This window comes from Pseudomonas sp. PAMC 29040, assembly GCF_003994535.1.
Taxonomy (GTDB): Bacteria; Pseudomonadota; Gammaproteobacteria; order Pseudomonadales; family Pseudomonadaceae; genus Aquipseudomonas; species Aquipseudomonas paraversuta.
Map to the genome: position 1 here is coordinate 92,198 of NZ_RZAA01000004.1, position 20,233 is coordinate 112,430.

A 20,233-nucleotide genomic window follows, 5' to 3' on the forward strand; every position below is an offset into this window, starting at 1 on the left:
TATGGCCTCGTTCGAACCCGGTCACCTGCATATCCATCGCGAACCGCTTCAGCCGGGTGACTTCGGGTATGACATCAAGATCGATTACCAGGTCGTTCAAGATCCCAGGGAAGGCAAGTCGATGCAGTTCGACATGCACGGCCGGATCAACCAGAACGAATTCAAGGAGTCGTTCACCCTGCCCAAGGATCAGTGGTTCGACTTCGCCAGAGTCGGCTTTAAAATTGCCGTGGATAACGGCATGCCCACCTCGGCCAACATACTGTCGATGCATAAGTATTACGACCTGATGTTCAAGGATGTCCGCCAGCAGCTGGACGTGCAGCTTGGCGACCCGGTCAAACCCGAACACCTCGAATAATGCGTGAACCCTGATCGCCGGCAGCCGGCTCCCACATCGTTCAAGTCAATTTGAAACCTTGTGGGAGCCGGCTTGCCGGCGATGCAACCAACGCCCCCTCGCCCTCCGATTTCACCAATCTCCCGCGCCAAGGCATACTGGCGGCCTCCGCTGGCCAGAAGTGTTCTTTGTTCCCATGCGTATCCACGTCAGTTTTATCGACCGCGTCGGCATCACCCAGGAAGTTCTGGCGTTGCTCGGCGGGCGGAACCTCAACCTGGATGCGGTGGAAATGGTCCCGCCCAACGTTTATATCGACGCTCCGACCCTGAGCCCGCAAGTGCTCGACGAGTTGCGCGAGGCACTGTTCAGCGTCAACGGGGTACAGGCCGTGACGGTGGTCGACATCCTTCCCGGACAACGCCGCCATCTGCAACTTGATGCGCTGCTCGCGGCCATGACCGACCCGGTACTGGCGCTGGACAGCGATGGCCACGTACTGCTGGCGAACCCGGCGCTGATTGCCCTGTACGGCCATGAACCCACCGGTGAAAGTATCGGCGAGCTGTTCAGTGACCCCGGCCTGCTCGATGTACTGCTGGAGCACGGCTTCCGCCTGCCCCTGCGCGAAGTGACGCTCAACGGCCACCCGCTGATGCTCGACGCCACCCCGATTACCGATGCCGGCGCCCTGCTGACCCTGTACCAGCCAAGCCGCATCGGTGAGCGCCTGGCCGCGCTGCACCACGATCACGCAGAAGGCTTTGACGCCCTGCTCGGTGAGTCACCCGCCATCCGCACCCTCAAGGCCCGGGCCCAGCGTGTAGCGGCCCTGGATGCGCCGTTACTGATCCAGGGCGAGACCGGTACCGGCAAGGAACTGGTGGCCCGTGCCTGCCATGCCATCAGCGACCGTTTTGGCGCCCCCTTTCTGGCCTTAAACTGTGCGGCGCTCCCCGAAAACCTGGCTGAAAGCGAACTCTTCGGCTATGCCCCCGGCGCCTTCACCGGCGCCCAGCGCGGAGGCAAACCAGGGCTGATGGAACTGGCCAACAATGGCACGGTGTTCCTCGACGAAATCGCTGAGATGTCGCCTTACCTGCAAGCCAAGCTGCTGCGCTTTCTGAATGACGGCAGCTTCCGCCGGGTAGGCGGCGAGCGCGAGGTCAAGGTCAATGTACGGATCCTCAGCGCCACCCACCGCAACCTCGAAAAGATGGTCAACGAGGGCACCTTTCGCGAAGACCTGTTCTATCGCCTGAACGTACTCAACATTGAAGTGCCGCCACTGCGCGAACGCGGCCAGGACATATTGTTGCTGGCACGCACTTTCATGCAGCAGGCCTGCACCCAGATCCAGCGCCCCGTTTGCCGCCTGGCGCCCGGCACCTATCCGGCGCTGCTGGGCAATCGCTGGCCCGGTAACGTGCGCCAATTGCAGAACGTGATCTTTCGTGCAGCTGCGATCTGCGAAAGCACCCTGGTCGACATTGGCGACCTGGACATCGCCGGTACCTCGGTTGCACGGCAAAGTGACGGCGAGGTGGAAACCCTGGAGCACGCAGTCGAAACCTTCGAGAAAGCATTGCTGGAAAAGTTGTACGTCAGCTATCCCTCGACCCGTCAGTTGGCCAGCCGCCTGCAAACCAGCCATACCGCCATTGCCCATCGCCTGCGCAAGTATGGTATCCCCGGCAAGGCCTGACCTGTAGCGCCGGCAAGCCGGCTATCACCAAGCCCCCACCTGTCGTATCGAAATCATTCCACTGGATCGATTTCGATACACCCTGTCTATTCCACTGCTGTGCAAGGCCATGATCCTCATGGATTTTTTTTCTGCCCCAGCACTGTATCGATTTCGCTACAGCACAGTTTTCAATCTGCGCCGCTGAATCACTCAAGCCACTGATAAATAACGATATTTATAAACTGGCAACCATTTTGCAATGAACTCTCCCATAAGCTCGTTCCGAGCGAGCAATTACCCGTGACCACCAGACATGTCTGGCCCTGAGGAGTTTCCATGAGCGAATTGCGTTTTACTGAAGACCACGAATGGCTGCGCGCCGAAGCTGATGGCAGCGTGACTGTGGGAATTACCGCGTTTGCGCAAAACGCTCTGGGTGATGTGGTGTTTGTCCAACTGCCTGAATTGCAGTCCTACGACAAAGGCACCGAAGCCGCCACCGTTGAGTCGGTCAAGGCCGCCAGCGGCGTATACATGCCCCTGGACGGTGAAGTGCTGGAAGTAAACCCGGCGCTCGAAGACAGCCCGGAACTGGTTAACGAAGACCCTCTGGGTCAAGGCTGGTTCTTCCGTTTCAAGCCTGCTGATGCGAATGCCGTCGAGCAATTGCTGGATCAAGATGCCTACGACCGCTTGATCAAAGCTCAAGACGACAACTGAGGAGCCTGTCATGACCATCAATCTCAGCACCGCCAATGAATTTATCGCGCGCCACATCGGCCCGCGTCAGGCCGATGAGCAAGCCATGCTCGCCACCCTCGGTTTTGATTCCCTTGAAGGCCTGAGCGCCAGCGTGATCCCGGAAAGCATCAAGGGCACCAGCGTTCTCAACATGCCGGCCGGGCAAAGCGAAGCCGACGCGCTGGCCTCGATCAAAGCCATCGCCGCCAAGAACCTGCTGTGCAAGACCTATATCGGCCAGGGCTATTACAACTGCCACACCCCTTCGCCGATCCTGCGCAACCTGCTGGAAAATCCGGCCTGGTATACCGCCTACACCCCGTACCAGCCAGAAATCTCCCAGGGCCGCCTCGAAGCCCTGCTCAACTATCAAACCCTGATCAGCGATCTCAGCGGTCTGCCGATTTCCAACGCATCGTTGCTCGATGAGGCCACCGCCGCCGCCGAGGCAATGACGTTCTGCAAGCGCCTGAGCAAGAACAAAACCAGCCGCAGCTTTTTTGCTTCCAGCCACTGCCACCCGCAAACCCTCGACGTGCTGCGCACCCGTGCCGAACCACTGGGCATTGAGGTGGTCGTGGCTGATGAGCGCGATCTGACTGACGTGTCGGCCTTCTTCGGTGCCCTGCTGCAATACCCGGCAAGCAACGGCGACGTGTTTGATTACCGCGACCTGGTTGAACGTTTTCATGCCGCCAATGCACTGGTGGCCGTAGCGGCTGATCTGCTGGCCCTGACCCTGTTGACACCGCCAGGCGAGTTTGGCGCCGACGTGGCCATCGGCAGCGCCCAGCGTTTTGGCGTACCACTGGGCTTCGGCGGCCCCCATGCGGCCTACTTCGCCACCCGCGATGTCTTCAAGCGCGACATGCCGGGGCGTCTGGTCGGTGTTTCGGTTGACCGTCACGGCAAACCGGCATTGCGCCTGGCCATGCAAACCCGCGAGCAACATATCCGCCGCGAGAAGGCCACCAGCAACATCTGCACCGCCCAGGTCCTGCTGGCCAACATCGCCAGCATGTACGCCGTGTACCACGGGCCCAAGGGCCTGAGCCAAATCGCCCGGCGCGTTCACCAACTGACGGCGATCCTGGCCAAAGGCCTGAGCGATCTGGGACTGAAGGTCGAGCAAACCGCCTTCTTCGACACCCTGACCCTGAACACCGGCAGCCACACCGACGCCCTGCATGCCAAGGCCCACGCCCAACGCATCAACCTGCGCCTGATCGATGGCCAGCGTCTGGGCCTGTCGCTGGACGAAACCAGCGGCCAGTCCGATGTTACTGCGCTGTGGGCGTTGCTGGCGGCGGACGGTCAGACCCTGCCTGACTTCGACGCACTGGCCGCGACAGTGACCGGCACCCTGCCGGCGGCACTGCTGCGCCAGTCGCCGATTCTCAGCCACCCGGTATTCAATCGCTACCATTCTGAAACCGAACTGATGCGCTATCTGCGTCGTCTGGCGGACAAGGACCTGGCCCTGGATCGCACCATGATCCCGCTGGGCTCGTGCACCATGAAGCTCAATGCCGCCAGCGAAATGATTCCGGTGACCTGGGCCGAGTTCGGCAACCTGCACCCCTTTGCACCCGCCGGGCAAAGCCTGGGCTACCAGCAATTGACCACCGAACTGGAGGCCATGCTGTGCGCTGCCACCGGTTACGACGCCATCTCGCTGCAACCGAACGCCGGCTCCCAGGGTGAATACGCCGGCCTGCTGGCCATTCGTGCCTATCACCAGAGCCGTGGTGAAGAACGTCGCGATATCTGCCTGATCCCGTCCTCGGCCCACGGCACCAACCCGGCAACCGCCAACATGGCCGGGATGCGCGTGGTGGTGACGGCATGCGATGCACGGGGCAACGTAGACATCGAAGACCTGCGCGCCAAAGCCATCGAGCACCGCGAGCACCTGGCGGCCCTGATGATCACCTACCCCTCGACCCACGGTGTATTCGAGGAAGGCATCCGCGAAATCTGCGGCATCATTCATGACAACGGCGGCCAGGTGTACATCGACGGCGCCAACATGAACGCCATGGTCGGCCTGTGCGCACCGGGCAAGTTCGGCGGCGACGTGTCCCACCTCAACCTGCACAAAACCTTCTGCATCCCCCATGGCGGCGGCGGCCCGGGGGTCGGCCCGATCGGCGTCAAATCGCACCTCACGCCATTCCTGCCGGGTCACGGCACCATGGAACGCAAGGAAGGCGCGGTGTGCGCGGCACCGTTTGGCAGCGCGAGCATTTTGCCGATTACCTGGATGTATATCCGCATGATGGGCGGCGAAGGCCTCAAGCGTGCTTCGCAGCTGGCGATCCTCAATGCCAACTACATCGCCCGCCGTCTCGAAGAGCACTACCCGGTGCTGTACTCGGGCAGCAACGGTCTGGTGGCACACGAATGCATTCTTGACCTGCGCCCGCTCAAGGACAGCAGCGGCATCAGCGTCGACGACGTGGCCAAGCGCCTGATCGATTTCGGCTTCCATGCGCCGACCATGTCGTTCCCGGTGGCCGGCACGCTGATGATCGAGCCGACCGAGAGTGAATCCAAAGAAGAACTGGACCGCTTCTGCGAAGCCATGATCCGCATCCGCGAAGAAATTCGCGCGGTCGAAAACGGCAGCCTGGACAAGGAAGACAACCCGCTGAAAAACGCCCCGCACACCGCCGCTGAAATGGTCGGTGAATGGACCCACCCGTACAGCCGCGAACAGGCGGTGTATCCGGTGGCGTCCTTGATCGAAGGCAAATACTGGCCGCCGGTTGGCCGGGTCGACAACGTATTCGGTGACCGCAACCTGGTGTGTGCGTGCCCGTCTATCGAAAGCTACCAGGAGGCGTAACCCACCCATCCCTGCAGGAGCGAGCTGTTATGCAACGAGAAGCTCGCGCCTGCAGTGGATGATGTTTTTTGCCAATAAACCTATAAGAAACCGGAGAACCCCATGTCGTTAAGCGTGTTCGACCTGTTCAAGATTGGCATCGGCCCCTCCAGCTCCCATACCGTCGGCCCCATGCGCGCAGCCGCGCGTTTTGCCGAAGGTCTGCGCCGTGATGAACTGCTGCAAGACACAGCCTGCGTGAAAGTTGAACTCTATGGCTCCCTCGGCGCCACCGGTAAAGGCCACGGCAGCGACAAGGCCGTGCTGCTGGGGCTTGAAGGCGAGCATCCGGATACCGTAAACACCGAAACCGTAGCCGAACGTCTGGCCACCATTCGCAGCAGCGGGCGTTTGAACCTGCTGGGCGAACACCCCATCGATTTCAACGAAAAGTCGCATCTGGCGATGATTCGAAAACCCCTGCCCTATCACCCCAATGGCATGATTTTCCGGGCGCTGGATGGCGCCGGGATTCAGATCCGCAGCCGCGAGTATTACTCGGTGGGCGGCGGCTTTGTGGTGGATGAAGGCGCGGCAGGCGCTGATCGCATCGTCGAAGACAGCACCCCCTTGAAATACCCGTTCAAGACTGCCAAAGACTTGCTGCGCCATTGCGTCACCCACGATCTGTCGATCAGCCAGGTGATGATGGCCAATGAAAGCGCCTGGCGCCCTGAAGCACAAACCCGCAGCGGCTTGCTGAATATCTGGCAAGTGATGCAGGACTGCGTGAGTGCGGGCTGTCGTAACGAAGGTATTTTGCCGGGCGGCCTGAAGGTCAAGCGACGGGCGGCAGCGCTGCACCGTCAGTTGTGCGCCAACCCCGAGGCCGCGCTGCGCGATGCGCTGTCAGTGCTGGACTGGGTGAATCTGTACGCCCTGGCCGTCAATGAAGAAAACGCCAACGGCGGCCGGGTTGTCACGGCGCCCACCAATGGTGCGGCGGGGATTATTCCGGCGGTTCTGCATTACTACATGCGTTTTATTGGCGGGGCCAATGAGGACGGCGTGGTGCGCTTCTTGCTGACTGCCGCCGCCATCGGCATTTTGTACAAGGAAAATGCCTCGATCTCGGGCGCCGAAGTGGGCTGCCAGGGCGAAGTGGGCGTGGCCTGCTCCATGGCCGCCGGCGCGTTGTGTGAAGTGCTGGGCGGCAGCGTTCAGCAAGTCGAAAACGCCGCCGAAATCGGCATGGAGCACAACCTTGGCCTGACCTGCGACCCCATTGGCGGACTGGTACAGGTGCCCTGCATCGAGCGCAATGCCATGGGTTCGGTCAAGGCCATCAATGCCGTGCGGATGGCCCTGCGCGGCGACGGCCAGCATTTTGTCTCACTGGACAAGGTAATCCGCACCATGCGCCAGACCGGCGCCGACATGAAAAGCAAATACAAAGAGACTGCCCGCGGCGGTCTGGCCGTCAACATTATTGAGTGCTGATTTTCAAGGAGTGACCAATGTCCACCGAACAACTGCTTAAAACCCCGCTGCACGCACTGCACCTTGAACTCGGGGCCCGTATGGTGCCGTTCGCCGGTTATGACATGCCGGTGCAATACCCGTTGGGTGTAATGAAAGAACATCAACATACCCGTGAACATGCCGGGTTGTTCGATGTGTCGCACATGGGGCAAATTCTGCTGAGCGGCGCTGATGCGGCCAGGGCCCTGGAAACCCTGGTCCCGGTAGACATCATTGACCTGCCGGTTGGCATGCAGCGCTATGCCATGTTCACCAATGAACAAGGTGGCATCCTGGATGACCTGATGGTCGCCAATCTGGGCAATGACCAGCTGTTTCTCGTGGTCAACGCCGCCTGCAAGGACCAGGACCTGGCGCATCTGCGCAAACACCTGGGCAAGCACTGCGACATCCAGCCGCTGTTTGAAGAGCGCGCCCTGCTCGCCCTGCAAGGTCCGGCAGCAGTTACCGTGCTGCAAGGTCTGGCTCCCGAAGTGGCAAGCATGACCTTTATGCAATTTGCCCCGGTCACCCTGCTGGGAACTGAATGCTACGTCAGTCGTTCGGGCTACACCGGGGAAGACGGTTTTGAGATTTCGGTCCCCGCTCAACACGCAGAGGCTCTGGCGCGCCACCTGCTGGCCGATCCGCAAGTGCAAGCCATCGGCCTTGGCGCCCGTGATTCGCTGCGACTGGAGGCCGGTCTGTGCCTGTACGGGCATGACATGAACGACAGCACCACGCCGGTTGAAGCCAGCCTGCTCTGGGCGATCTCGAAAAATCGGCGCGCCGAGGGTTCCCGGGCCGGCGGTTTTCCGGGTGCAGACATCATTTTTGCCCAGCAGCAAAACGGCGTAGCGCGCAAGCGTGTGGGCCTGCTGCCCCAGGAGCGCACACCCGTACGTGAAGGCGCTGAAATCGTTGACGCTGAAGGCACTGTCATCGGCAATGTATGCAGCGGTGGTTTTGGGCCGACTTTGGGTGCCCCTCTGGCCATGGGTTATCTGGATACAGCCTTTACCGCGCTGGACTCAGAGGTGTGGGCAATCGTGCGCGGCAAACCTGTACCGCTGAAAGTTTCGAAGTTGCCATTTGTTCCACAACGTTATTATCGCGGGTGAGCTAAAGCTTAATTAGTGCAGTTGCATGTTCACGCTCCATGGGTGTCATGCAACCGCCACCAAATGGTGCAAACTTTCGATAGCGAAAACACATGTTTCAACATGAGCGCAATCGAACATCAGCATGATCAACAGCCTTGTAAAACTGCATTAACAACCTGAAAAAACGGGCTTGGCGCGGCCTGCCAAAGGGGCTTGTTTTTTCATTTCCGGTTTCGTAAAGTTTGCTCACTGTGTTTGCATGGGTCGCTGGAATCGTGACCTGGGCAGTAGCTCTATGTTTGCTACAACCCGTTCTGCGTCTCTTACTTTCCTGCAACCCAGCACCAGTCCTCTTACACAACTAAGAGGCTGTCATTAATTGTTAGCGTCAAGGAATTAAGAAATGTCCCAACGTCAGAGCGGTACCGTTAAGTGGTTTAACGACGAGAAAGGTTTTGGTTTCATTACCCCGGAAAGCGGTCCGGACCTGTTTGTGCACTTCCGTGCCATTCAGGGTAATGGCTTCAAAAGCCTGAAAGAAGGCCAGAAAGTGACCTTCATCGCAGTTCAGGGCCAAAAAGGCCTGCAGGCTGATGAAGTGCAAGCAGAAGGCTAAGCTTTCTCGCGTTGAAAAGCCTCTGATGGTGACATCAGAGGCTTTTTTGTTGGCGTAATTCCGTAAGATGGCGCTTTTCCTTCACGAGACCCTGCCATGTCGAAACAACCGCTTAGCCCGCAAGGCGACTTTCCCGCCGTTGGCCTGGGGCGCCGCCTGGCAGCTATGTTCTATGACTTTTTGCTGTGCACGGCCCTGCTGATCGTCACTACGTTCATCTACAAACTGATCATGATGAGCTTTATCGGCGAAGCCAAAATGCGGGCGTTGTCCGAGTCGGGCGCTCTGGATGGCGACCCGCTACTTTCCACCATTTTGTTTTTTGTCCTGTTCGGTTTCTTTGCCAAGTTCTGGACCCACTCAGGGCAAACCCTGGGCATGCAGGTCTGGGGCATACGCGTACAGAATGCCGATGGCAGCGCGATCAGCCTGTGGCAGGCCCTGCTGCGATTTATCGTCTCTATCGGCTCCTGGCTGTGCCTGGGGCTGGGGTTTATCTGGTCGCTATTCGACAAGCACAAACGTACCTGGCACGACATGTACTCCAGCAGTCAGCTGGTACGCATTCCCAAGCCAAAGAAATAAAAAAAAACCCGTATCTCGCGATACGGGTTTTTTATTAGCAGTGACTTCAGAACTGCAGGAGCAACATGCTCGCTCCTGCAATTCACATCAGGTTATTCAGCCAGCTTGAAGGTAATGAAGCTGGCACGACCCTGACGCAGAACCCGCATCGATACCGAACGGTTCTTCGGCAATGCCTTGGCAATATCAGTGAACTGCTTGGCATTGGTAATTGCCTGGTTGTTCAGATGAGTAATCACGTCGCCAGGTTGCAGGCCGATCAGGGCAGCCGGGCCGTCCTGTACGTCTTTGATGATCACGCCACCTTTGATGTCATTGGCTTTCTGCTGCTCTTCGGTCAGATCCGCCACGGAAACGCCCAGACGATTGCTGCTGAGTTCTGCACCTGCTGCAGGAGCCATTTCTTTCCCTTCATCGGGAATAGCACCCACCGTCAGATCCAGGGTTTTGCGCTTACCGTCACGAACCACTTCAAGGGTCGCCTTGCTGCCGGCCTTGAGCGCGCCAACCAGGTGCGGCAGGTCTGCGGACATCACGATCGGCTGACCATTCATGCTCAGGATCACGTCACCCACTTGCAGGCCGCCTTTGGCAGCAGGACCATCATCGAGCACCTGGGCCACCAGCGCACCGGCCGGTTTATCCAGGCCAAACGACTCGGCCAGGTCTTTGTTGACCTCTTGAATCACCACACCCAACCAGCCACGGCTTACCTTGCCGCCTGCCTTGAGCTGATTGGCAACATCCATCGCCACATCGATAGGAATGGCGAAGGACACGCCCATGAAGCCGCCGGAACGGGTATAGATCTGCGAGTTGATGCCCACCACTTCGCCCGTCAGGTTGAACAACGGGCCACCCGAGTTACCCGGGTTGATCGGCACGTCAGTCTGGATGAACGGCACGTAGCTTTCATTGGGCAGGCTGCGACCGATAGCGCTGATGATGCCCTGGGTCACAGTGTGGTCAAACCCGAACGGCGAACCGATGGCAACCACCCACTGACCGGCCTTGAGGTCCTGGGATTTACCCAGTTTCAAAACAGGCAGGTTTTTGCCCTCGATTTTCAGCAATGCGACGTCGGAACGGGGATCAGTTCCGACCAGCTTGGCTTTCATTTCGCTGCGGTCAGACAGGCGCACAACGATTTCATCAGCATCCGCCACCACATGGTTGTTGGTCAGAATGTAGCCATCCGGCGAAATGATGAAACCCGAGCCCAGGGACTGGGCCTCACGCTGACGGCCACCCTGGCCACCACTGCCTGGGGGCAGGCTGCGTTCGAAGAAGTCGCGCAGGCCGGGCGGCAAACCTTCGAGGTCAGGCATTTGGCCCATGCTCGATACTTTGCGCTCCGGCAGCTTTTGTGTGGTGCTGATATTCACCACAGCCGGAGAGGCTTGCTCGACCAGCTGCGTGAAATCAGGTAACTGCGCTTCAGCAAGAGCCGGCACTGCCTGCCCGAGCATCAGCACGGCTGCAAAAATGGGTAAGTAAGATTTCAATCGAGGCATTGATTTACAGCTCCCGTTAATAGCAAGCAGAGTTAAGCGACAGGCACCAAAAAACTAAAGCCAGCATAGACCCTTTTTTTTGGCCCCGGAAAACAAACAAGGCCAGAGCCTTGCGGGCCCTGACCTGTACGAAAAGATAAAAGGTACGATAAAACTGAATGCTCACCTATCATGTTCGAGCACCGCTATGGCTTGCCCTGGGGCGCAGGATCGCTCTGACCGGCACGCATCGAGAGTGCGATGCGCTCTGCGGTACCCATCGGAATTTCACCCACAACAGTGGCCATCATGTTCCCCTGCGGGGTGGTGAGATGCCTTGACACCGCAACGGTCGGGCCCAGCTGCAACCGCGTATCGGGTATAGCGTTACCCTTCAGTGGCTCAAGAAACACGGAGAAGCGCGTCAAACCATCGTCATACAAGAGGCTGGTAACTTCAGACTTGGTCTTGGGATCCAGGCGCACTGTACTGCTGATCTGTTCAAAACCCGGCGGCAACCAGTCGGAATGCCAGACATGCGAAGTTTTGACTAAAGGTGGCTCAGCATCAGCCGCAACAACGGGACGGCATTTACCAGTGGGCTTGAGTTCACTGTCATCCGGGGGCGTAGTATCGATACTGGTGAACTGGAAACGCTCAAGTAACTGCCCTTTATCATTGAGTAACAACGATTTCAGCGCTAAACCGGTTTCGTTATCCAGATACAGTTCAACCCCGTAACGATGTTGATCGCGAGGGGTGAAAGCAATTACTGATACCGGTCTTCCAGCGACCCGAGAGTCGCCAACTTTTGCAACCGAATACCAGTCATCAATTCTCTTGGTATCGAGCTGACGAGCCGTAGCTGCAGGAATATCCCCGAGACCGGAGATAAACTTGCCAGTGACGCACTCGGTATGTCCATCTGCACGAACAACCTCTTGCGCAGCACCGTCCAACTGCATCAGTCGTTCACGAACGGAGCCGTCCTGCACTCGGTGCCAGATGCCATGGGTAGAAAAACTACCATTGCGTTCGTAGACGAAAGTGCCCTTGTAGCTTTGTTGTTGCTCGGCTTGCCCAAGACGTTTGAGCCAGTCCCGGGCTTCATCTGCCTGGGCCGGAAGAACAAACAGGCCCGTCAGCAGAAGAGGTAACAGAGGTAGGACGCGCATGATGGTCCTTAGCGATTTTCCAGGCTGGCAGCACGAGCATAAGGCAGAGGGCTTTCAGTCCCCTTCATCGCCGCTTGCTGGGCATGCTGGCGCAGATAACCTGGCAAACGCTGATCTTGCCATCCTGGCTGACCTTGCAGAACGCCGTTAGCCATGGGACCGGTGGCCTGATCGGAGCTCTCGCTGTAGTTTGCCAGTACCGCCGGGCCTTTAACCATCGGAGCGCTCAGGCTCTGCTGGCTGTTTTGCTGGGCCAGCTGGGCACCTACGATGTCATCCTGGTTGTACAGTCTTACGCCCGCCAATACGGCAACGGTGACCGAAGCAGCGACGGCCAGACGGCCAATGCTGCGCCACGGACCACGTACGACTTTGGCAGGGGCCTGCTCTTCAGCCAACGCGGCCGAAACGGCAGATGCGATATCCAGACGCGGAATCAACAGGTCTTTGTGCATCACAGCACGCGCCACCTGATAACGGGACCAGGTCTCACGTGTTTGTGTATCGTCAAAGGCATTCAACACCCGACGCAATTCCAGTTCGTCCGCTTCGTTATCCATCACCGCGGACAGCGATTCCTGCAGGGCTTCACGACTCATGGCGGTTCCTCTCTTGGCTATCGCCGCTGTCTCAGTTTTCCTGCAACAACGGCTGCAGGGCTTTATCGATGGCTTCCCGAGCGCGGAAAATCCGGGAGCGCACGGTACCCACCGGACATTGCATGACGCTCGCAATGTCTTCGTAACTCAGACCATCAAACTCACGTAAAGTTAACGCCGTACGCAAATCTTCTGGTAATTGCTGAATGGTGCGGTGAACCGTGCCCTCAATCTCGTCACGGAGCAAAGCGCGCTCCGGCGACTCAAGATCCTTGAGACCGTGATCACCATCATAAAATTCAGCGTCTTCAGAACTCACATCACTATCAGGGGGACGTCGACCGCGAGACACCAGATAGTTTTTCGCCGTATTGATGGCAATACGATACAGCCACGTATAAAAGGCACTGTCACCGCGAAAATTACCGAGTGCCCGATAAGCCTTGATAAAAGCTTCTTGAGCGACGTCCTGGGCTTCATGGGTGTCGTGCACAAAACGCACGATCAACCCGAGAATTTTGTGTTGATACTTCAACACGAGCAGATCGAAAGCTCGCTTGTCGCCACGCTGTACGCGCTCGACCAGCTGCTGATCCTCTTCCTGGGTTAGCATGAACACTCCTCATAAGACCGGGAGGAAGATTGCTTTGCTAATTGATCAGGCTTGCAAACATAGACTCGGCTTTTACGCAAAAGTTCTCTCCCCCCTGGCAAGTTTCCTGCGCACTCTGATTTGGCACGCACGAAAACGCAGCTCGGGTCAGCCCGGCTGCGTCGATAATCTTGTCGCCAAATTCAGCAACTGAAGTCAGACCATAACCCCAGCTGCACATTTGACGCTGTTCTCCCACATGAAGGGCAACCCTCTATGGAACCCTGGCCCGCAGGAAAAGTTCAAAATCCCATACGAAATCAAGCCATACGGGACCGGGCAACAGGCCAATGCCGGGCAGCCCCGAGCGCTTGCCGATTAATTGTGCAAATCGACATGCAGCCCCCGCAAGTCTGAGGCACACTCCCTGCCCGCGGTACTTTCCCAAAGCCACAAAAGCCCGGCTATTGTGCCGATCCCCCCCTCTATATACTAGAGGGCGCTTTTATTGCGGATTCAGAAGAATGAGCCAACATTTTCAACATGATGTGCTGGTGATTGGCAGCGGCGCTGCCGGTTTGAGCCTGGCCCTTACTCTGCCGGGCCATATGCGCATTGCAGTTCTCAGCAAAGGCGATCTGGCCAATGGCTCGACGTTCTGGGCACAGGGTGGCGTGGCCGCAGTTCTTGATGACACCGACACCGTACAGTCCCACGTCGAAGACACCCTCAATGCCGGGGGTGGCTTGTGCCATGAAGACGCGGTGCGGTTTACCGTAGAGCACAGCCGCGAAGCCATCCAGTGGCTGATCGACCAGGGCGTACCCTTCACCCGTGATGAAGACGCAGACCCCGAACAGCCGGGCTTTGAGTTCCACCTCACCCGCGAAGGCGGGCACAGCCACCGGCGAATTATCCATGCCGCTGACGCTACCGGCGCCGCCATTTTCAAAACCCTGCTCGAGCAGGCCCGCCAACGGCCCAATATTGAATTGCTGGAACAGCGGGTTGCCGTCGATCTGATTACCGAGCGCCGGCTTGGCCTGGATGGCGAACGCTGCCTGGGTGCCTATGTGCTCAACCGCGCCACCGGAGAGGTCGAGACCTTCGGCTCACGCTTCACCATTCTGGCCACGGGCGGCGCCGCCAAGGTCTACCTCTATACCAGCAACCCCGACGGCGCCTGCGGTGATGGCATTGCCATGGCCTGGCGCTCCGGGTGTCGCGTGGCGAATCTGGAGTTCAACCAGTTCCACCCCACATGCCTGTATCACCCCCAGGCCAAAAGCTTTCTGATAACCGAAGCTTTGCGCGGCGAAGGCGCACACCTCAAGCTGCCTGACGGCGAGCGCTTCATGCATCGCTTCGATCCGCGCGGGGAACTGGCACCACGAGATATCGTCGCCCGTGCTATCGACCACGAGATGAAGCGCCTGGGCATCGATTGCGTCTATCTCGATATCAGCCACCAGTCCGATACCTTTATCAAAAGCCACTTCCCGACCGTCTATGAGCGTTGTCTGGAGTTCTCCATCGATATCACCAAGCAGGCGATCCCGGTGGTCCCGGCGGCACATTACACCTGCGGCGGGGTAATGGTGGACGAGCATGGGCATACCGATGTGCCGGGCCTGTATGCCATTGGTGAAACCAGCTTCACCGGCCTGCATGGTGCCAACCGCATGGCCAGCAATTCGTTGCTGGAATGTTTTGTGTATGCCAAGTCGGCAGCGGCCGACATCCTCTCCCAGCTGCCACAGGTAGCGACGCCTGTGGCCCTGCCGGACTGGGATGCCAGCCAGGTCACGGACTCGGATGAAGATGTGATCATTGCCCACAACTGGGATGAGTTGCGGCGCTTTATGTGGGACTACGTAGGCATAGTGCGCACCAACAAGCGCCTGCAACGGGCACAACACCGCGTGCGCCTGCTGCTGGACGAAATTGACGAGTTCTACAGTAATTACAAAGTCAGCCGCGACCTGATCGAGCTGAGAAATCTGGCGCAAGTGGCCGAGCTGATGATCCGCAGCGCCATGGCGAGAAAGGAGTCACGGGGCCTGCATTACACCCTCGACTATCCGCACATGCTGCCCGAAGCCCTGGACACTATTCTGGTGCCAACCACCTACGTCGACTGAACTTCAGGCGCACGCGCAAACGCCGGTGCTGATCCGGCGCCAGCGCGTCGCGGGGTATGCACAACGTGCGCACCCGACGCTCGCCGCGCAGGCTGAAACGCACAATCACCACACTTGGCAGCGCCAGACTGTCACGGCGCAACTGCACGGCCTGCCAGCCCCTGGCCCGGTTCCATAGCTGCCAGCCATCGGCAGTGCGGCGCAATCCGCGAAAGGCCGTGGCGTGGGTCAGCCGAATGTGCCGCCCCCACAGCCAGATGCCATGGGCCAGGCACAGAAAAGCACCGGACACACGTGCCCAGACAGGTATCGAGAGAAGGAAAATTGAGATCAGCGCCAGCATCTGGGCTGCGAGACAGGCCGCCAGCAATTGCCCTGAGGCCTGCCAGCGGCACTCGAAATAATTACTTGGGCTGGACACGATCCAGGATCATGCGAACCATGCGCTGCAGTTCCGGGTCTTCGGACTCTGCGCGCTCCATGAACCAGCCGAACATGTCCTGGTCTTCACACTCGAGCAGCTTGCGATAGCATTCGCGATCGACATCATTCAGGGTGGCGTACACTTCCTTGACGAAAGGCACCAGCAACACGTCAAGTTCAAGCATGCCGCGACGGCTGTGCCAGTAGAGACGATTGAGTTCAACATCTTCGACCATGGAGCGCTCCTCAAATAGAGCGCAAGTATACAGGCCGATCCGCCATAGAACAGTCGGCTTTGGTCGCCCGGCATTGAACTACCCATTTACAGGGCGCACCTCTATGATGTGTCCCAGACTTTATTACCTGCGAAGACCCATGGCCGACTCTGCTTTTTTCTGCACCCTGTCCCACGAAGGCGTTCTCGCCGTCATCGGCAATGACGCCAGCAAGTTCCTGCAGGGACAGCTGACCTGCAACCTCAACTATTTGAGCGAGACGCGCTCGAGCCTGGGTGCGCGCTGCACACAAAAAGGCCGGATGCAGTCCAGCTTCCGCATCCTCCTTGAACCTGAAGGCTGCCTGCTGGCGATGGCCCGCGAACTGGTCGAGCCACAGTTGGCAGACCTGAAAAAATACGCCGTGTTCTCCAAGTCGAAACTGACCGACGACAGCGCCAGCTGGGTACGCTTTGGCCTGAACCAGGCCGATGCAGTGTTGCAAAACCTGGGCCTCGACCTGCCAGCCGAGACCGACAGCGTAGCCAGAGCCAATGGCCTGATCGCCATTCGCGTATCCCCGGGCCGGTCTGAACTATGGACCGCGGCCGACCAGGCCGACAGCCTTTTACAGCAATTGAAAGCGCAACTGGTAGAAGCCGACCTCGATCAATGGATCCTGGGTCAGATCCGCGCCGGTATCGGCCAGGTCATGCCCCAGACCCGCGAACTGTTCATTCCGCAGATGCTCAACCTGCAGGCGGTGGGAGCAGTCAGCTTCAAAAAAGGCTGCTACACCGGCCAGGAAATCGTCGCGCGCATGCAGTATCTGGGCAAGCTCAAACGCCGCCTCTACCGCCTGCATCTGGAAGCCGGCGAATTACCCGAGCCTGGAACGCCTCTGTTTACTCCTGCGAATACCGGTAGCGTGGGTGAAGTGGTGATTGCAGCCCATGCAGAAAACGGCATTGAGCTGCTGTGTGTTCTGACTGCCGATGCCGTTGAAGCAGGCGAAATCCATGTAGGTGATGCACAGGGCCCCACCCTTTCGCTGCTTGATTTGCCGTACCAGCTAGACCGCGATCGTGAGATCCAGCGCTAATTGCCACTAGAGAACAGAAATGAGCACGCTGGCACACAAAGTCCAGATGGACTTGATTAAGGCCATAGATAAAGATGACCTGGTTTTGCCCACGCTACCGGAAGTGGCGCTGAACATCCGCAAGGCAGCAGAAAACCCTGAAATCAGCGTCAGTCATCTGAGTAAAGTCATAGGTCGCGACACCGCCCTGTCGGCGCGACTGATCAAGGTGGTCAATAGCCCGCTGCTACGAGCCCTCTACGAAGTCACCGACCTGCACACCGCCATCACCCGCCTGGGCGTCAACTACAGCAGTAACCTGGCTATCGGACTGGTGATGGAGCAGATCTTTCATGCCCGTTCGCAAGTGGTCGAAAACAAAATGCGCGACGTCTGGCGCCAAAGCCTGGAGGTCGCCGGGATTTGCTACACCTTGTGTCGTCGATACACCTCGCTCAAGCCTGATCAGGCAGCACTCGGGGGGCTGGTCCATCAAATTGGCGTGCTGCCGATCCTGACCTACGCCGAAGACCACAATGAACTGCTGTTCGATCCGGTATCGCTGAATCACGTGATCGAAAGCATTCATCCGCGCATTGGCGACAAGCTGCTGACGGTCTGGGAATTCCCGGAAATGTTGCTGAAACTGCCCGGTCAGTACCAGGACTTCACCCGCGATTCCAAAACCATCGACTACATCGACCTGGTACAAATCGCGACCCTGTTCTGCTCGCAAGGCAGCAACGCAGTTCCGGGGCTTGAGCTGAGCACCCTGCCGGCCTTCAAAAAACTGGGGCTGGATGCCGACGATCAAAGGTTCCAGGACGATCTTAACGCTGCCCGCGGTATGTTTATCTGAAGCCGGATCGCACCTATAGTCGCTGCCGCAGGCTGCGGCAGCGACTACGAGGTTTGCGTCCGCCTGTCGGCCAGCACAAAACTCACCCGCACTTTCAACCCGCCCTGCTCACCGTCGTGCAGGCTGATCGGTGCCAGGTGCGCCCGACAAATCTCACCGACAATCGCCAGCCCGAGCCCCGAACCTGCCACCTGGTGGTTACGCCGATAAAAGCGTTCAAAAACCCGCTCGCGGTCCTCAAAGGGGATGCCCGGCCCGTCGTCCTCAACCTCAAGCACGGCATGGGGCGTCACCCGCAGAATCACATTGCCGCCCTGTGGAGTGTGGGCCAATGCGTTATCCACCAGATTGCTTAACAACTCACTCAACAAGGTGGGCTCCCCGCGCATCCACACTGGCTGGTCGGCCTCAAGCGCCAGGGCCACGCCCCGGGCATGTGCGAGCGGCGCCATGGCCATTCCCAGCTCCCGGGCCAACTGGCTGAGATCGAGCAACTGCGCACCGCCTTCGGCAATGGCCCGTGCCCCGTTTTCAATCCGCGCCAGCGACAACAACTGATTCGCCAACAGGGTCAAACGGTCGGTGTCATCGGCAGCCTGTTCAAGGGTGTTGCGCCAGGTGGGCGGCTCATTCGCCCGCAGACCCAACTCAAGCCGGGCCTTGAGCACCGCCAGTGGGGTACGCAACTCATGGGCGGCGTCGGCGATAAATTGCGCCTGGCGCTCAAACTGCCCGCGCAAACGCTCGGTGAAGTGATTGAGCGCCTGCACCAATGGCCGCAACTCGCGCTGGACCGACACCAGCGGCAATGGCCGCAAGTCATCGGGCTGGCGCTCCTCGACGGCGGTGCGCAAGCGCTCGAGCGGTCGCAATGCGGCGCTTACCGCAAACCACACGACAATCAAGGCTCCCAGCCCCAGCATGCCCAGGCGCAATAGCGTATCGGCCATCAGGCTGCGCGCCATGGACACCCGCGCCTCGTCGGTTTCAGCAACGCGGATTTCCGCCATGCCATTCATGTTGGGCTCGCTAACCGCCTTGAGCAGACTCACCACCCGCACGTTCTGCCCCAGATACTGGCCGTTATAAAACCGCGCCAGGGCCGGGTAATCATCGGTACGGGGGGTACCGGGTGGCGGAGCCGGTAACTGTTCATAACCGGAAATCAGCCGCTGATGAATATCGTTGACCTGGTAGTAGATACGTCCGGCGCTATCGTAGGCAAAGGTGTCGAGCGCTACATAGGGTACATCGGCACTCAAACTGCCATCGCGCTGTGACAGCCCGGCAGCAATAGTGCGCGCCGACGCCAGCAAGGTCCGGTCATAGGCGGTGTCGGCAGCTTCACGGCCGTTGAAGTAAGCGCTAAAGCCACTGGCCAGCATCAATACCACCAACAGCAGCGAGAGGTTCCACAGCAGGCGCCCGCGCAGGCTGTCGAATTTAAACATCGCGGCCTTCCAGCAAGTACCCCAGACCCCTGAAGGTCACAATGGCTACTGCCTGGCCGTCGAGTTTTTTACGCAGGCGGTGAATATAGATTTCGATAGCGTCAGAACTGGCTTCCTCATCCAGGCCAAATACCTGGGCTGCCAGTTGCTCCTTGCTCATGACTCTGCCGGGCCTTGCGATCAGCGCCTCAAGCACCGCTTGCTCGCGGGAGGTGAGAATCAGCAGTTCATCGCCAAGGGTGAAGCGCCGGGTGCCCAGGTCGTACACCAAAGATCCGCACCGCTGCTGGCGCTCCCCGCCCAGTACAGTGCGCCGCAGCAGGGCTTTGACCCTGGCCTCCAACTCAGTCAGTTCGAAGGGTTTGGCCAGATAATCGTCAGCCCCCAGATTGAGCCCGTGAACCCGGTCCCTGACATCGCTGCGGGCAGTCAGCATCAATACCGGCAAGGTCTTGCCCCGGCTGCGCAAACGCGCCAGCACCTCAAAACCGTCCATGCGCGGCAATCCCACATCCAGGATCGCCACTGCATATTCCTCGCTGCTCAAGGCCAGGTCGGCAGCCACACCGTCGTGCAGCACATCCACGGTCAGACCAGTGCTTTTCAAGGCCTGGGCAACACTCTCGGCCAGCTGCAGCTGATCTTCGACCAAAAGTACACGCATCGGGTTTACCTCATTATTTTTGTGCAGGCCGGGGCCTTTCTTTGCGCGGAGTGTACAGACGGCAGAAATACTGTGAAGTGCGAAAACCGGGAAAGAGCAATGAAAGGCAACTGAAAGGTT

At 58.7% G+C, this 20,233-nt stretch carries 19 protein-coding genes; 11 read left to right on the plus strand and 8 right to left on the minus strand.

The genetic code is table 11. The annotated features are described in order from the left end of the window. Position 1 precedes the first annotated feature (1 nt). The 8 genes from WG29040_RS08180 to WG29040_RS08215 all read left to right on the plus strand — a co-directional run bounded on the left by WG29040_RS08180 (position 2) and on the right by WG29040_RS08215 (position 9,420). Positions 2-361, plus strand: a complete 360-nt coding sequence (locus WG29040_RS08180) for a DUF5064 family protein (protein ID WP_127195986.1) — start codon at positions 2-4, stop codon at positions 359-361. A 175-nt stretch (positions 362-536) separates the two neighbouring features. Then, positions 537-2,045: a sigma-54-dependent transcriptional regulator gene (locus tag WG29040_RS08185; RefSeq protein WP_003440647.1), complete on the plus strand. Its 1,509-nt coding sequence runs from the start codon at positions 537-539 to the stop codon at positions 2,043-2,045. Positions 2,046-2,363: 318 nt separating this feature from the next. Then, positions 2,364-2,747 (plus strand): glycine cleavage system protein GcvH, encoded by a 384-nt coding sequence (gene gcvH / locus WG29040_RS08190; protein ID WP_003440638.1) that lies wholly within the window; start codon positions 2,364-2,366, stop codon positions 2,745-2,747. Positions 2,748-2,757: 10 nt separating this feature from the next. After that, positions 2,758-5,616 carry an aminomethyl-transferring glycine dehydrogenase gene (gene gcvP / locus WG29040_RS08195; RefSeq protein ID WP_003440635.1) on the plus strand — a complete coding sequence of 953 codons (2,859 nt, stop codon included), beginning with the start codon at positions 2,758-2,760 and terminating at the stop codon, positions 5,614-5,616. 102 nt (positions 5,617-5,718) lie between these two features. Beyond that, complete coding sequence (locus WG29040_RS08200) at positions 5,719-7,095, plus strand: L-serine ammonia-lyase (RefSeq protein ID WP_127195987.1); 1,377 nt, start codon at positions 5,719-5,721, stop codon at positions 7,093-7,095. A gap of 17 nt (positions 7,096-7,112) precedes the next feature. Then, positions 7,113-8,237: a glycine cleavage system aminomethyltransferase GcvT gene (gene gcvT, locus WG29040_RS08205; protein WP_003440627.1), complete on the plus strand. Its 1,125-nt coding sequence runs from the start codon at positions 7,113-7,115 to the stop codon at positions 8,235-8,237. Between the two features lie 385 nt (positions 8,238-8,622). Further along, positions 8,623-8,835 carry a cold-shock protein gene (locus WG29040_RS08210; protein ID WP_003440624.1) on the plus strand — a complete coding sequence of 71 codons (213 nt, stop codon included), beginning with the start codon at positions 8,623-8,625 and terminating at the stop codon, positions 8,833-8,835. 96 nt (positions 8,836-8,931) lie between these two features. Next, entirely contained in the window at positions 8,932-9,420 is a 489-nt protein-coding gene (locus WG29040_RS08215) for an RDD family protein (protein ID WP_003440621.1), read from the plus strand. A gap of 92 nt (positions 9,421-9,512) precedes the next feature. On the opposite strand, the gene WG29040_RS08220 is transcribed toward WG29040_RS08215, so the two are convergent. The 4 genes from WG29040_RS08220 to rpoE all read right to left on the minus strand — a co-directional run bounded on the left by WG29040_RS08220 (position 9,513) and on the right by rpoE (position 13,300). Continuing rightward, positions 9,513-10,934 (minus strand): DegQ family serine endoprotease, encoded by a 1,422-nt coding sequence (locus WG29040_RS08220; protein WP_003440619.1) that lies wholly within the window; start codon positions 10,932-10,934, stop codon positions 9,513-9,515. A gap of 185 nt (positions 10,935-11,119) precedes the next feature. Further along, positions 11,120-12,088 (minus strand): MucB/RseB C-terminal domain-containing protein, encoded by a 969-nt coding sequence (locus WG29040_RS08225; RefSeq protein ID WP_127195988.1) that lies wholly within the window; start codon positions 12,086-12,088, stop codon positions 11,120-11,122. Between the two features lie 8 nt (positions 12,089-12,096). Next, positions 12,097-12,687, minus strand: coding sequence for a sigma-E factor negative regulatory protein (locus WG29040_RS08230; RefSeq protein ID WP_003440613.1), 591 nt, complete (start codon positions 12,685-12,687; stop codon positions 12,097-12,099). Positions 12,688-12,718: 31 nt separating this feature from the next. Beyond that, a complete protein-coding gene (gene rpoE, locus WG29040_RS08235) occupies positions 12,719-13,300 on the minus strand; it encodes an RNA polymerase sigma factor RpoE (protein WP_003172477.1) in 582 nt (193 codons plus the stop codon). 503 nt (positions 13,301-13,803) lie between these two features. Between rpoE and nadB the strand changes: the two genes are divergently transcribed. Next, positions 13,804-15,420 (plus strand): L-aspartate oxidase, encoded by a 1,617-nt coding sequence (gene nadB / locus WG29040_RS08240; protein WP_127195989.1) that lies wholly within the window; start codon positions 13,804-13,806, stop codon positions 15,418-15,420. On the opposite strand, the gene WG29040_RS08245 is transcribed toward nadB, so the two are convergent. Continuing rightward, the gene (locus tag WG29040_RS08245) at positions 15,389-15,841 is read right to left on the minus strand and encodes a protein YgfX (protein ID WP_003440600.1); all 453 of its coding nucleotides are present in this window, start codon (positions 15,839-15,841) and stop codon (positions 15,389-15,391) included. The two genes, nadB and WG29040_RS08245, sit on opposite strands and share 32 nt — an antisense overlap. Beyond that, on the minus strand, positions 15,825-16,079 hold the full coding sequence (locus WG29040_RS08250) for a succinate dehydrogenase assembly factor 2 (RefSeq protein ID WP_003440597.1): 255 nt from the start codon (positions 16,077-16,079) through the stop codon (positions 15,825-15,827). The genes WG29040_RS08245 and WG29040_RS08250 overlap by 17 nt, the downstream gene beginning before the upstream one ends. A gap of 139 nt (positions 16,080-16,218) precedes the next feature. Here WG29040_RS08250 and WG29040_RS08255 point away from each other — a divergent pair, with 139 nt between their 5' ends. Further along, entirely contained in the window at positions 16,219-17,160 is a 942-nt protein-coding gene (locus WG29040_RS08255; protein WP_127195990.1) for a folate-binding protein YgfZ, read from the plus strand. Between the two features lie 19 nt (positions 17,161-17,179). After that, positions 17,180-17,998 (plus strand): HDOD domain-containing protein, encoded by an 819-nt coding sequence (locus WG29040_RS08260; RefSeq protein ID WP_127195991.1) that lies wholly within the window; start codon positions 17,180-17,182, stop codon positions 17,996-17,998. 44 nt (positions 17,999-18,042) lie between these two features. Here WG29040_RS08260 and WG29040_RS08265 read toward each other — a convergent pair whose 3' ends face one another. Together WG29040_RS08265 and WG29040_RS08270 are read right to left on the minus strand one after the other, a co-directional pair. After that, the gene (locus WG29040_RS08265) at positions 18,043-19,449 is read right to left on the minus strand and encodes a sensor histidine kinase (protein WP_127195992.1); all 1,407 of its coding nucleotides are present in this window, start codon (positions 19,447-19,449) and stop codon (positions 18,043-18,045) included. Next, positions 19,442-20,113, minus strand: coding sequence for a response regulator (locus WG29040_RS08270; RefSeq protein ID WP_003440586.1), 672 nt, complete (start codon positions 20,111-20,113; stop codon positions 19,442-19,444). The genes WG29040_RS08265 and WG29040_RS08270 overlap by 8 nt, the downstream gene beginning before the upstream one ends. Between the last annotated feature and the right edge of the window lie 120 nt (positions 20,114-20,233).